The organism is Paenibacillus donghaensis (assembly GCF_002192415.1).
GTDB classification, from domain to species: Bacteria; Bacillota; Bacilli; order Paenibacillales; family Paenibacillaceae; genus Paenibacillus_AQ; species Paenibacillus_AQ donghaensis.
The window spans coordinates 6,950,151-6,963,837 of record NZ_CP021780.1; the positions used below are offsets into that span (position 1 = coordinate 6,950,151).

The following is a 13,687-nucleotide window of genomic DNA, read 5'->3' on the forward strand; positions in this document are numbered from 1 at the left end:
ATCAATAATTTCTCTTGTTTCCCTTTTTTACATACTCCCAGTCTTTTTCTACATTTTTTCTGACTCTTTGCAGCAGGTTGAACATGGTTTCTACTTCAGTTTCGGAGAATCCAGATAATGCGGCCCTATTAGAATAATCGTTTTCCCTTTTTAAAAAAGGGTAGACAGTATTTCCTTTCTCTGTAGGAAATAGTTTTTTTATTTTTTTGTTATATTGATCATTATTCTTTTCAATAAATCCATTCATCTCAAGTTTCTTTATAGCACGAGCAGCTGTTGTACGGTCTACCTTTATCATTTCAGCTAACTTTTCTTGAATAATTCCTGGATTTTCACATATTCGCACGAGGTACAAGTACTGTCCTTTTGTAAGGTCATGTTTTTTAAATTCTATATTACTTATTGAATCCAATGACCTAGCAATCATTCCAACCTCACGTAGAACTTCCTTCATATTTGCAACTCCACTAATATTTTATTTTTTATATATGGCAAGAAAATAATACATCATTTTTGTTGTATTTACAACAAAATCCCTTACTTATAATGAATCGGTACTCCAGAAGATGAAACAATCGTTCGAGGTATTAACGGAAGTCGTGAATATGTAAAAATGGCATGTGAATCAAGCTTAAAGCGTTTAGGTACCGACTACATTGACCTTTATTATCTGCATCGTGTTGATCCTTCTATTCCAATTGAGGAGAACTATTGGTGCTTTGAAAGAGTTAGTGGAAGAGGGGGGAATTAGATATATAGGACTTTCAGAGGCTTCTTCTCAAACGATTAAGAGAGCACACAAAGTCCATCCTATCGCAGCATTACAAAGCAGTAATTGACCCAAATCGAAAAATGCGGTTAAGGAATAAGCTCCTAGACCGCCATTTTTTCAGTATTAACATGATTTTTGATAAAATGAGCTATCTCTTACGTTCACTGATATGCATTTGAGATAGCACCATACAATTATTCAGTTTACTCTTTCGTTTGCATTCACCCTATTTGTGATACGGCTCACCCTGAGTAATCTTCACTGCGTGGTAAACCTGCTCATCAATACACTTTTACTTCAAATTACACTTTGTGGTATAGTAAAGATACAAATGACGTACAATGCAAAGAGAGCCGTGCTCTAACACGACTCCCAGTGCACAATAGCCGCTTTTAAGGGCGGTTGGCTTCACAAGAGGACAACGACCGAATAGACCGCACACCTTTGCTATGAGGGCGGTCTATTTGCGTTTATTGGACAGCAGCGCTACGATTAGCAAACCAAAGGTTAGCATGAGCATCATTGCTTCGAACACTGTCACAAGGCATCCCTCCCTTCTATAGAGAGGTAGCCGACCGACCCTTTAAGCCTATTCTATTGCTCTGTGATTATATCAATGTTTCCTAAACTTGGATAGGATGAGAATCATATACTTGGCCATCAACCATACGCTGATAAGAGTCTGAAACCTCCTCCAAACATCCCCTCAAAATCTCCTGAACCTCCCGCACCTGCTCCCCCGTCTATTAGTGTTATTTTAAAGTTAATTAACATCTATAGTGTGTTAATATGGCGTGTTCACTCAGTTAAGCTTGTCATGAGGTGAGTCAAGATGCCAGAAGAGTCCAAATCAGATCTTGTAAAACGAATTGGTGAAAGAATTCGGCGTATGCGTAAAGAAAAGCAGTTATCCCAAGAACAGCTCACAGAGCTATCTGGGTTACATACAAATTATGTTGGACAAGTAGAGCGCGGAGAGAAGAACGTGACTCTTGAAACATTGGAGAAGGTTGTTTTAGGGTTGGGTATTTCTTTGGAGGAGTTATTTCGATATGTTGGTCCAATGGAAAAGAAAGATGCTCTGAGCGAAATTGTGGAGTTGCTGGTTGATCGGCCGGTGGAGGATCAGAGAATGGCGTTGAGTTTGTTGAAGACTGTGACTACTTGGGGAGATAAGTAAAAGGTATGTGTATTTAAAAACAAGTTAACATTTATTCTAATAGATTAAACTAGAGTTTTTTCAGAATTGGAATGATTTCATGCTCTCCATATCGAAGTAATTAGAAAAACGGATGAAGCAGAAACAAGATAGACGAATGTATGAACGCTATCAAACCATTGTTCTGCATGGGCTCAAAGGGATGAGTGTGCAGCAGATTGCAGAGATCACCCGGAGAACGCCGTAACATCTAAAGAGCGAAATCAAAAGGCACCCATTTGGGTGCCTTTTGTTTATTCCAGTGAGTTTTTCTTGTGGTATAAATTAGATTGTCGTCAACTTTAACTTCCATACCGGTATCGTATTTGTTGACTCGTTACTCTATGTCTAACGAAAAATCAAGACTGATGTTTAGCATGCGCAAGATCATGAGTAACGACTCAGATCTCGTAGCATTAGCATTCGGTTTAAACAAACCATCATCGGTCCCCTTTACGATACCCATATCAGATAATATATTTATCTCCGCCTCTGCCCAATTACCAGAAATATCCTTGAACTTAGCTTCTTTTGCTAAATTGGGGTTAATTACTGCGGAAAGCATAGCCGCTATTTCTGCTCTAGTAATAGTCTTATTCGGTTTGAATGTTCCATCCAAGTAACCGATGGTAATACCACTAGCTTTTAATCTAGATATTGCATCTGATGCCCAGTGATCCTTAACATCTTTGAAATTGGACTTGTCTGTAACTTCTAGACCAAGCGCTTTTAATAGCATAGTCGCAAATTCTGCTCTTGTTACCGCGGCATCCGCATGGAATGAACCATCATCATACCCCGTAATAATTCCAAGCTTAGTCGCTACTTCGACTGCTTTAGCGTTTGGATCGCCCTTAGTTACATCCTTGAATTCTAGCACAGGTGCAGATTTTGCCTTTTCTGCAATAGCCTTAACAACATCAAGATCAACCTTTTCGTTGTAGAATGGTGCTGTTGTTGTTGGTGGTGCTGTTGTTGGTGCTGCTGTTGTTGGTGCTATTGTTGGCGCTGTTGTTGGTGCTATTGTTGGTGCTGTTGTTGTTGGTGCTGTTGTTGGTGCTGTTGTTGTTGGTGCTATTGTTGGCGCTGTTGTTGGTGCTATTGTTGGCGCTGTTGTTGGTGCTGTTGTTGGTGCTGTTGTTGTTGGTGCTATTGTTGGCGCTGTTGTTGGTGCTGTTGTTGTTGGTGCTATTGTTGGCGTTGGTGTTGGTGTTGGTGTTGGTGTTGGTGCTATTGTTGGTGTTGGTGTTGGTGCGGCCTCCAAGGTTACAAAAACTGCGTAATTTTTAGTAGAGACATCTGCCGCAGTAACAGTATATATTACACTGTTAGTAAAGTTCTGAGCCGATACACCTGATGTTTGGGTGACACCGCCAACTTTAACAGTAGTTCCAGTTGTGATGAAGGTTGGCACAAGTGTAGTTACATCTGTCCCGTAAGGTAATTCAATACTATAAGTATCACCATCGATATTGGCATAAGTACCAGCCACCCCATTGATGGAGAATGAGGTTATATCTTTCGCAGGATTCAAAGCCCTATTTATGATCAGTGTATAAGGGATAATTGAATTCTCGGAGTCTATAGCATTGATAATTGGAGATAGACTTAAATTAGATTCCGTAACACCTGATTGTTGGACAATTCCATTGATTTCAAGGCGGTCTCCCGTTGTAACGTGTACAGCCTTTGTTAAACCTAGATCAGTTCCATAGGGAATATCAAATGAGATTGTTTTATTAACCGAATTGATCACTCCAGTCGCATGAATGGGGTAAATTAGATCGTATGAAAGCAGTTGATTGGCCATGACCACTGTCACCAAATAACTTTGTGTTAACCCATTCTCTGCAGAAACAGTATACGTTAACGGGTTAGTAAAATCGTTTACCGTATACCCCGAACTTTGAATATCTTCTCCAATTCTTACTTTATTACCATTTGTTGTAAACGATGCAATTTGATTATGGCGTGCAACTCCCGCAGGTAACACAACAGATATGGTATGAGAAGCTTCATCCACGGTACCCTCTACACCAGCAATGCTAAAAGTCAGCATTTCTTTGGTTATACTTGCATCTTGAGGCGCAACTTGTACAGTAACTGTATAGGTTTGAGACCCACCTGCTTCATCATAAACGGTATAGGTAGTTTGCGATGAGAAATTAGAGACTTCCTCTCCACTAATTTGCTGTATTCCATTAACATAGACTCCACTACCAGTGGACATAAAAACAGGCACTAATGATGCCCGGTCTGTTCCGTAGGGAACCGTAAGAGATATCGTATGATTCATCTCATCAATAACCCCGATTGAAGAATGTGAAGCCAACCCGAAATAAGTAATTTCTTTGGCAGTACTAAGCACTCTTTGTATATTAACAGTAACCACATAGTTGCGTGTGCTACCATCCAACGCTACAACTGTATACGTCAAAGGTTGTGTGAAATCCTGAGGGGTGCCACCACTTGTTTGAACAACGTCATTTACTTTTACTTTAGCTGCACCTTCATCTGTAGTAAACGTAGGCATTAAGTTAGTTACATCTGTACCTTGCGGAACGGTAAGAAAGATCGCAAAGGCTTCGTCGTCGATAAAACCCGTAGCTGCAGGATTAGATAAATTAAAAGAAAGTATGGACTTTAAGTTACTTGGTCCGATGGTTACCGTTACCGTGTAAACCTGACTACTGTTATCCTCAGCAACAACAGTTAACGCTACAGGACTAGAATAATTCGTACGCGTAACAGAACTAGTATGATTAAGAACTGATGCACCGTCAGAAACTGAAAAGACTTCAAACATGTTATTAACGGCCGAACGATAAGGAACGACAACCTGGATTGTATGATTCTCGTTATCAACGATACCGAGATTACCTTCTACTGAAAAAGAAAGGAATTCCTTTGATGAACTTGCAGTACTCGCAAAAATAGTCTGTGGAAACAAACTTAATAATAGGCTTAAGACGAGAACTACTGATGCGGTACTTTTAAATTTCCTTAGCAAACTTGTCAACCTCCGTTTCACCTTTGATAAATCTGAGTTGGTATAGCTATAGCCTTGATTGGCAGAATGGACTCTGCTTAGATATTCAGCTATAGTTACTTCAATTTATTAATTCTACAAATTTAGACAAAATCCTCTTTCAAATGAACCTCCTCTCGTAATGGGGAAGTACACAATAAATATGCTCCGTCTTAATAGGGGCCAACTTACCCGGCTTAGGCAAGCGAGGGGAGAATTGCTTAGCTATATTCCATAATAGGAATGATACTTTCCCCACGTTTTTTATTTACTGTAAAAAACGTATTTTATATCTGTTCCAGTTGCTCTTGTAATTCCTCGCTGGAAATATAGAATCCCTTCTGACTTCCCGTTGCTGTAACGGCATCTTGCGGACTTTGGTTAAAAATAACCCTGCATACGCTCGGCTTGGAATAGTGGCCTGTCGGATCTATATAGTATTTACTTGTAATAATATTATTCAAATCAATTTCGGCATAAGCGATTCCTTCCAGTTCTCTTGGTATCGGCTCTGAGACAATGAGACCATTAGGACTGATAATACCGGCATGGCCTTCGCCGATAGTCTGTGGTACGCCTCCCAGCATTGCAGACCTCCAACTCTTCCGAGTTCAGCAGTAGCAAATACAGGCATCATGGAGCTGTCTCCCTCGCCCCAGATGGTTCGTTCACCTATCGTAGGCTTGACTTTTCTATGCTTACCCATCAAATTCCCCTTATTGTCAAACCATAGTTGCGTTAAGTAGAGCGAACCTCCATCTTTTTCGGTCACGGAGATAGAAACATAGATATCATTGTTTTTGGCGGCGGCACTCAGCTTAGATACAGTCGAACCTGGAATTTCCACACTGTTTTTATAGAAACGTTCCCAATATTTCATACCATACATAATGGGGTCACCATGTAAAATCCACCATGGATAGCCTGGCAGGAAGGCTTCCGGAAATGCAATGATTTTCGCACCATTACCCGCTGCTTCCTCAATGAGTCTACATGCCTTCTCAGTAGAAGCCTCCAGATCCAGCCATACTGGAGCTGCCTGTACTGCTGCCGCCTTATATTTAGGGTAATCCATCATTATTCTTCCTCCTCAAATTTTATCTTTATCGGTTCTTCTGGTTACATTATATTTCTAACACATGTCATATTCTTGTCCATAAGCGAAGGCCGCCTTGCCTATTAGTGCACAACGAATGAAAAAAACACAAGAAACCTGACATTCATTTAATAAAAAACCGTTTTCCGTATGGCCAGAAACGATAATTATCAAACGACACCCCATATATGTTACATTTAATTACTATACGTGTAATTAATTGTGTTGACTCAACTCCTCTCCTTTCATATAATTTTCATAGCTTATAGATTGGGGGAGTTAGAGTGCAAACTATCTTGACAGCGGATCAGGTAGAGGAACAGGAACGTTTTGCATATTGGCGGGAAATGGCCTGTGACGTATTTGTACAGCTTGATGCATCCAGACTCTCCCGTCAGACCTTCACAGGACGGATGGAAATCGGTTCTCTGGAGGACATTCAAATTTCTGAAGTGTCAGCGGATCCCCAGCACATTGTTCGCTCGAAGCACCATATTGACAACTCCGGGGAAGACTTTTTTCTCGTCAATTTACAAATTGCAGGTAAAGGCTATACTGAGCAGGATCAGCGTGAGGCTAGCCTTCAGCCTGGTGACTTTGTCCTATATGACAGTACCAGACCGTACATTCTGCATTTTGAGCAACCGTTTCAACAAATTGTTTTCCAGTTCCCCCGCTCCCTGCTGCTTTCACGCTGCCGTCAGGCAGAACAGATGACATCAGTCCGTATTCCTGGAATGCAGCATCCGGTTAGCGCTATGGTATCCACATTAATGAGAACAGTAGCTGCCTCCTATCTCTATCTTGACTCTATAACCCGGATGCGTGTAGTCGAAAGCACGCTGGATTTGCTGGCAACCTCGTTAAGCACAATCTCCAATGTCAAGCTGGATGAGATCAGCTCCGCAGCCAATATCCACCGTGCGGGCGCCCTGGCATTCATCACCGCCCACTTTAGCCGTATTTTCAAGCAATATTTTGGAGTAAGTCCGTCGGAATATCGCACCGCCGTTTTGAACCCATCCGGAATACAGAAGCGATCTTAATCTTTATTTTCCAGTAGATTTGTATGCAAGCAAAAAGATGGGGCTGTCCCATAAGCCATGAAATGGCTGCTTGGGACAGCCTTTGTTTTCCGTTTTGGTGCCTTTCGCAGGTGAATTTGCCTGTAGATGATAAGCGTTTCATCATATTTTTTTAAATAAATTCCTTTAATAATATTTACTACGCTTCACGAAAGATCTAATCTCAACGTAATACTAATTAAACCAAGCGCGGTGCAGGACATGGACCCCCTTTACGATATCCTCAATGCTCAACCCGCCAAAGCCGATTTGAACCATCGATGTTTCGACTTGGGATGACTGCGCCCAAAAGGGGGACACGGCGTAAACCCTCACTCCTTCTTGCACTGCAGCCTGAATTAGTTCAGCCTCATCCATCCCGTTAAGTACACGCAATAAAATATGAAGTCCAGCATCCTGGCCGATCATGATAGTCTGTTCACCCATCAACTCCCGGATTGTCCCAATCAGCACGGATTGCTTTTTATGATATACATTGCGCATCTTACGAATATGGGCTTCCCAATGCCCATTTTTCATAAACAGCTCCAGCGTCTTTTGATGAAACCAAGACACTGTTTGATCATATAATCGATAGTTATGCTTCTTATGAAGCTCCAGCAATGGTGGAGGAAGCACCATATAGGCAATGCGTAGAGAGGGGAGGAGACATTTGGAGAAAGTTCCTAGATAGACGGTACGATGATCGGTATCCAAACTCTGTAAAGAAGGGATTGGTTTGCCGACATACCGGAACTCGCTGTCATAATCATCCTCGATAATAATGCCGTCTTGCTCTTCTGCCCATTTCAACAATTGCATTCTCTTGGCGAACGGCATGACCATCCCGTATGGGAACTGGTGAGAGGGGGTAATATAGACAATTCTGGATTTACTCTCATACAACTTGTGAATGTTAAGCCCATCTTTATCCAGTTGAATGGGAATTACGCTGAATCCATGATGTTGGAAAATGGTCCTAGCACCATCATAGCCTGGTTCCTCCATTCCAATGCTATTGCCTCTTGCATCCACTAACCCGGATAGCACACCAAGCAGATGTTGAATGCCTGCTCCAATCATAATTTGATCAGGCGAGCAGTTTACCCCTCTCGAATCGTACAAATACTTAGCAATTTCAATACGTAGCTCATACTCCCCCTGAGGATCGCCATAAGTGAACAACGCCGCTTGTTTCGGTTGTAAGCATTGATTGGATAACTTGCGCCAGGTAGTAAGCGGAAAGTGTTCGACATCCACGTCGCCATATCGAAAATCATATTGAACCACAGTACGATCCTGCTTGACTATTTCAATGGGCTTTTTACTCCCTGAATATGGAACAGGCAGTTTTTCCAGTTTCAATTCAATGACAAATATTCCGCTCCTCGGCTTGCTTTCAACATAGCCTTCGGCGATCAACTGTTGATAGGCTAATTCTATCGTATTGCGGCTGATATGGAGATGGGATGAAAGCGTACGAATGGAAGGTAAACGTGTCCTAGCAGCCAGCTTGCCTCGAATAATATCTTTTTTGATATGTTGATATAGCTGAAAATATAATGATTTATCAGAATTTTTATCCAGTAGCAGTGTCATGTCAATCATGATAGCCCTCCTCATTATCTAATCTGACCCCATAATATAATCAAGAGTTGTCTCTACCGTCGGGGTCAATTGGCGATTACAATTATATCACTTCCATAGGAATGCTTGAATATGAATTTTCTCTCTTAGAGTAGGGGTAAGGAGACAGCAAAATATCGATTCGCAACGTCAGAAGACTGGATTACATATTATTTAGGAGCTGAATAAATTGGACATGAATCTAAGACACAATGAACGGTTTGAGAAACAAGAGATACCAACTTCAACAAAGGAAAAGTTCATTGAACATCCCGGTTTTCGTCGTATGTTTGCCCCCGATAAATTGACGATCGGTATATTCTTACCGCTAAAATTCTATGTAGGTCATATGAATGACCTACATGGACAGGCTGACATCGTGGAGATGATCGATCAACTGAACTTCTCTGCTGTCTGGGTGCGAGATGTGCCACTGTTTGACCGCGACTTTGGGGATGCTGGACAACTCTTCGACCCATTCACCTACTTGGCCTATCTTGCTGCAAGGACCAAAAATGTATCCCTAGCAACGGGTAGCGCAATCTTCACGCTTCGTCATCCCATTGATTTGGCGGAATCGGCGTCATCGATTGACGTACTTTCTGGCGGGCGCCTTGTCATGGGCATCGCCTCAGGTGATCGGCCCGCAGAATTCCCGGCTTATGGAATTGATGCAGACCATCGTGATGTACGCTTCCGAGAAACAATTGAATTCTTTCGTAACCTCATTCGACATCATTCACCATCCATTCAATCCTCTCTTGGACAGCTTGAAGGGTTAGAGTTGTTACCTAAGCCTGCAACAGGAGATATTCCGCTCGTTGTGACAGGATCAAGCCGACAAACCCTCGACTGGATTGCGGAGCATAGTGACGGTTGGCTCACTTATCCTGAGTCGACTGCAGACAGCTCCGGTCCTCGAAAGCTAGCGCAAAAGATAAGTGCTTGGCGTGAAAAAATACCCGGCGGGGTGTTCAAGCCACATATGACCAACGAGTGGATTGATCTTGTGGAAGATGTCAATTACCCTAGAACGCCGCTCCGCGGCGGGTATGTTTTGCGTACTGGACGAGCAGGACTGATTCAGCTTTTGGAGGAGTGGCAAGCATCGGGCGTCAATCATGCGGCGCTTGGGATCCAATTTGGAAACAGGCCTCCTGCGGAAGTGATTCAAGAGTTGGGGGAGGAAGTGCTACCGCTCTTTCCTACACATACTGGACCAAATCCTCTGTTCTCCAGGTGGTAGAGAAGAAATTTCTCCATGCGATTCTCATTAGAGATAAGGCACGACTTAATCCTTACCTGGAATAATTACAGGTTTATTGTGAACGTAAGAGTACGTAATTTAACCTAACCTCTGACTTGCAGGAGAACGTGCAGCAGCCGTTTTTACAGCAGTCCTTGATGCTCTCTCCTTTGAGATGCTGTATGGAGGTTCTGAACGTTCACAGAAAAGGATTAGTGCTTCATGGTTTGTATATTGGTATGGAATAAAAATAGAGTAAGGGGAGTTTGAGATGAGACGCAGCTGGGCTTTAGTGTTCATTGGAGCAATAATTGAAGTATTATGGGTGATCGGATTAAAACATTCTGATTCGTTGCTTCTATGGATAGGTACTATCGTAGGTATCGGTTTATCTTTTCTATTTGCGGTTCTGGCATGCCTTAAATTACCGGTGGGAACGGTCTATGCAGTCTTTACAGGCCTCGGAACAACAGGAACCGTTTTGGTAGAGATGTTTGTATTTGGAGAGCCCTTTCAAACACTGAAAATCGTTCTAGTTCTTTTATTATTAACAGGTGTGCTAGGACTTAAATTTGTCACTAAAGAGTCTGATGAAAAAGGAGTTGCATAACAATGGGCTGGTTATTCCTTTTAACAGCAGGCTTGTCGGAGGTTGTTGGGGTTACAGGTATGAACCTCATCATTAAGAATAAGAATGCAAAGGCGTATATCGTATTTGCCATAGGTTTTTCAATGAGTTTTCTACTCTTAAGTCAAGCTATGCTAACTCTGCCAATGGGGACTGCTTACGCAGTTTGGACAGGAATAGGTACAGTAGGGGGAGCGCTCGTTGGTATGTTCTTCTATGGCGAGTCCAAAGACTGGAACCGTATTTTGTTTATAACGATGGTATTGACCGCAGCTGTAGGCTTGAAAATGATAGCCTAAAGTGGGCGCGATATAAATGGAGGGAGGATAATATCCTTCTTCTAAGATTGTAGAGAAACCCACGTTTTTTCGAAACGTGGGTTTTCTTTTTTGTTTCTTTGGGGTACCGTTTAATCGCTTTGTTATGTTCCTCCAATGATTTTCAACCTGAGTTTCCATTAGATTGTGCGTCGCAGCATTAACATCAAATGTTTTTGCGCTCTCGAAACGTAATTTATAAAGTCCCCATATCCTTCTTTTCTTATCTTCCCGAGATGGGTATAGTTTTTATAGAGACCTTTTCTGTTCTTCTTCCTCTCATGCTCATCTGCTTTCCAATTACATAATCGAAATTTCCGATATGCCCTTTTATAAAACAATAAGAAAAAATTTGTAAGGATACCACACCATAAACTTCACCCTACTTATGATACGGTTCACCTTACACACTGTAACGGATAAAAAAGTGAAAGGAGCTTGCCGCAGCAGCTCCTTTCTTGGTCGTAGATAATCTCTTTATAAATAGATGTCCTAAAGGTATTGAAGCTTCAAATCTTCTACCATCCCGATATAGATTTCTTTGCAGCGCTGATACCAGCCATTTTCGATAGCCAGCAGACATTCTTTCAGATAAACATCCCATAATCCTTTGTAAATTGCATCCTTGTCCAACATTGCATTTATACGGTCTACAAGGATCGGTGCAACGCTATAGTATTCCTTGATCAAGCTCTCACCATCCGCCAGATTGGTATGCCAGTTGTCTCTGAATGCGCGAAAAGTGTTCAGTTCGTACCCATCATCTTCACGTCCTAGGGAATCGCATACAGCAGTCGTAATAAAACAGGAACTTGAGCTTGTAGACCCGCTGTTCAATTTTTCGAGCTCCTTTTTTCCATAAGGATGATCATAAGCAGCCGCCAGCTTTAACATCATTTCTGCTTTTTCTTTATTTCGGGTAAGTCCATGCTCTCCGGTTCTATAATAGGAGCCGAGCCACGCTAAAGCAGTAGGATGCTGACGGTTTACTGCTTCCTCAAGCAAGGTAATTGCGCTACTTTTGCTTGTGGTGGCATTATTGTACCCATGACTACCCCAAAATCCCTGCATAGCGATTGCGGAAGTATTTCCTTTAGCTGCCATTTCGATTACAACTCTTGCCGCCTCTTTTTCTTTGGAAGAGTTGCGACGATCCCTTCCATACATGGCATAATCTATATCCGCTAATAGATATTTGGCATAGATATTCCCGTTATTGGCGCGCTTCTGAACATCACCGAGAAGGTTCGTCATTTCAGTAACGTCGTACTTCTCAATACAGTTATGACAAATGCTATCTTTGTAATACTTTTCCATAGCGTATTCCGCATAACTGTTTCCATTGCCGATTTGGGTCCAAATATACTCCAAATTGCGATTCCTGAACGCCTCATCGATCGGATTACGGACACGGTCCACCTGTTCAAGACTCGTATTGATGGACGCTTGTTGCTGCATTTGCCGGGATAAGGAATTTTTCTTCTCCGTCAGAGAAGAGTTCAGTGTACTGACATCCAGTTCTGGGTTGTCCTGCCGCAGCCGATCTAGTTCCTTGATCTTTTTATCAATGTTTGCCATCGTGTCGTCCGGCATTTCTTTAATGCTGATCAAACGGGAACGATCAAGGCTGATAATCGCTTCCCGATATTCAGCTTGCAGTCCAAAATAATCAACTGCTTTTAAAATCTCCTGCCTAGAATCCTTGACGATGGAATAAAGATTCGAATAATAGGAAACCGAATACGGACAGTTTCGGATACATTCGCATAGCACATCGATCACTTTATCATATAGCGACTTATCGCTTGCATATTGGGTAATTAGGTTGTTGGCCCTAGCGTTCAACTTTTCGGTATCGAACTCAATCAGAGGTATTCGATTTTCATCCTCCAGTATACTCCAAACACTATAAAATATGCCGAAACAGCATTCATGAATCCCTTCCACTAGTAAGCCCAACGTTCGATGATCGGTAAAAATCTTTTTTTTCATACCGGCAATTTTCGCTCTGTCTCCGGCATTGCTCAGGGAATCACCAATCCCCCTAACCATTCCTGTCCCCATATTTAATGCACCGGCGGTTAAGGCCCCTTTGATTGCCCCACCAAGACCGAACCCACCGCCTTGCCATCTGCTCCGCCCAGCTCTCGATAGGTTTTTGTAGTTGCTTAAGTTCTCGGCGTATTCTTCGATTTTTTCGGCAGCTTCCATAAATGGAGATATGTATTTGGGTATGTCGATATCGTTGGCTGCCAACTCCGCCAATTTATCAAAATCAACATCATCGACACCATATTTCATCAATACTGAAACCCCGAATTTCAACGATGCAGTGACCGACTCTATGAAAGCAGGAAAGGCTTTGTCAAACAGATCGTCAAACGATTTTACACTTGAATGATAGTAGACATCAAAGTCAGTTTTGCTTTTGCTCGCATGACTAGAGAACAATGTTCTTAATTTATTGTATTCAACCATGTCAGCTGAGAAGGAGAGCGTTCGACCCTGTATTCGAAACTCGACGGACGGAGTAGAACTTTTGTTTTCTACTAAAGACTCCATAGTTATTTCGGTAGAATTTTCAATCTTATTGGTGTTATTACCTGTAACGGGAGCTCCACAATTAAAGCAAAACTTTGCAATATGTATGAATTCTGCCCCGCAATTGATACAAAAATTATTTTGCACAGTTAACCTCCTATAGCGATATGA

Annotated in this window: 11 protein-coding genes and 1 pseudogene; 6 read left to right on the forward strand and 6 right to left on the reverse strand. The window is 42.0% G+C overall.

The window, feature by feature from the left end; all coding sequences use genetic code 11:
- Position 1 precedes the first annotated feature (1 nt).
- Positions 2–454 carry a MarR family winged helix-turn-helix transcriptional regulator gene (locus tag B9T62_RS31470; RefSeq protein ID WP_087918869.1) on the reverse strand — a complete coding sequence of 151 codons (453 nt, stop codon included), beginning with the start codon at positions 452–454 and terminating at the stop codon, positions 2–4.
- Positions 455–586: 132 nt separating this feature from the next.
- On the opposite strand from B9T62_RS31470, the pseudogene B9T62_RS41375 reads away from it, so the two are divergent.
- A pseudogene (locus B9T62_RS41375) lies at positions 587–830 on the forward strand (aldo/keto reductase); the annotation flags it as partial.
- Between the two features lie 402 nt (positions 831–1,232).
- Here B9T62_RS41375 and B9T62_RS41945 read toward each other — a convergent pair.
- Positions 1,233–1,313, reverse strand: coding sequence for a putative holin-like toxin (locus tag B9T62_RS41945; RefSeq protein WP_425436712.1), 81 nt, complete (start codon positions 1,311–1,313; stop codon positions 1,233–1,235).
- Positions 1,314–1,604: 291 nt separating this feature from the next.
- On the opposite strand from B9T62_RS41945, the gene B9T62_RS31480 reads away from it, so the two are divergent.
- Positions 1,605–1,952, forward strand: a complete 348-nt coding sequence (locus B9T62_RS31480; protein WP_087918870.1) for a helix-turn-helix domain-containing protein — start codon at positions 1,605–1,607, stop codon at positions 1,950–1,952.
- 355 nt (positions 1,953–2,307) lie between these two features.
- Here B9T62_RS31480 and B9T62_RS31485 read toward each other — a convergent pair whose 3' ends face one another.
- Together B9T62_RS31485 and B9T62_RS31490 are read right to left on the reverse strand one after the other, a co-directional pair.
- Positions 2,308–4,989: an S-layer homology domain-containing protein gene (locus tag B9T62_RS31485; protein WP_157794087.1), complete on the reverse strand. Its 2,682-nt coding sequence runs from the start codon at positions 4,987–4,989 to the stop codon at positions 2,308–2,310.
- A 469-nt stretch (positions 4,990–5,458) separates the two neighbouring features.
- Positions 5,459–6,076, reverse strand: a complete 618-nt coding sequence (locus tag B9T62_RS31490) for a nitrilase-related carbon-nitrogen hydrolase (RefSeq protein WP_211296372.1) — start codon at positions 6,074–6,076, stop codon at positions 5,459–5,461.
- A gap of 302 nt (positions 6,077–6,378) precedes the next feature.
- Between B9T62_RS31490 and B9T62_RS31495 the strand changes: the two genes are divergently transcribed.
- Positions 6,379–7,140 (forward strand): AraC-like ligand-binding domain-containing protein, encoded by a 762-nt coding sequence (locus B9T62_RS31495; protein WP_087918872.1) that lies wholly within the window; start codon positions 6,379–6,381, stop codon positions 7,138–7,140.
- A gap of 213 nt (positions 7,141–7,353) precedes the next feature.
- Here the strand turns inward: B9T62_RS31495 and pdxR are convergent, their stop codons facing one another.
- Positions 7,354–8,766, reverse strand: coding sequence for a MocR-like pyridoxine biosynthesis transcription factor PdxR (gene pdxR / locus B9T62_RS31500; protein ID WP_087918873.1), 1,413 nt, complete (start codon positions 8,764–8,766; stop codon positions 7,354–7,356).
- Positions 8,767–8,980: 214 nt separating this feature from the next.
- On the opposite strand from pdxR, the gene B9T62_RS31505 reads away from it, so the two are divergent.
- The 3 genes from B9T62_RS31505 to B9T62_RS31515 all read left to right on the forward strand — a co-directional run bounded on the left by B9T62_RS31505 (position 8,981) and on the right by B9T62_RS31515 (position 10,957).
- Complete coding sequence (locus B9T62_RS31505) at positions 8,981–10,030, forward strand: LLM class oxidoreductase (RefSeq protein ID WP_245864700.1); 1,050 nt, start codon at positions 8,981–8,983, stop codon at positions 10,028–10,030.
- Between the two features lie 271 nt (positions 10,031–10,301).
- Positions 10,302–10,640, forward strand: coding sequence for a DMT family transporter (locus B9T62_RS31510; RefSeq protein ID WP_087918874.1), 339 nt, complete (start codon positions 10,302–10,304; stop codon positions 10,638–10,640).
- Between the two features lie 2 nt (positions 10,641–10,642).
- Positions 10,643–10,957, forward strand: coding sequence for a DMT family transporter (locus B9T62_RS31515; RefSeq protein WP_087918875.1), 315 nt, complete (start codon positions 10,643–10,645; stop codon positions 10,955–10,957).
- Positions 10,958–11,467: 510 nt separating this feature from the next.
- On the opposite strand, the gene B9T62_RS31520 is transcribed toward B9T62_RS31515, so the two are convergent.
- Positions 11,468–13,663, reverse strand: coding sequence for a CFI-box-CTERM domain-containing protein (locus tag B9T62_RS31520; protein WP_087918876.1), 2,196 nt, complete (start codon positions 13,661–13,663; stop codon positions 11,468–11,470).
- Positions 13,664–13,687 lie beyond the last annotated feature (24 nt).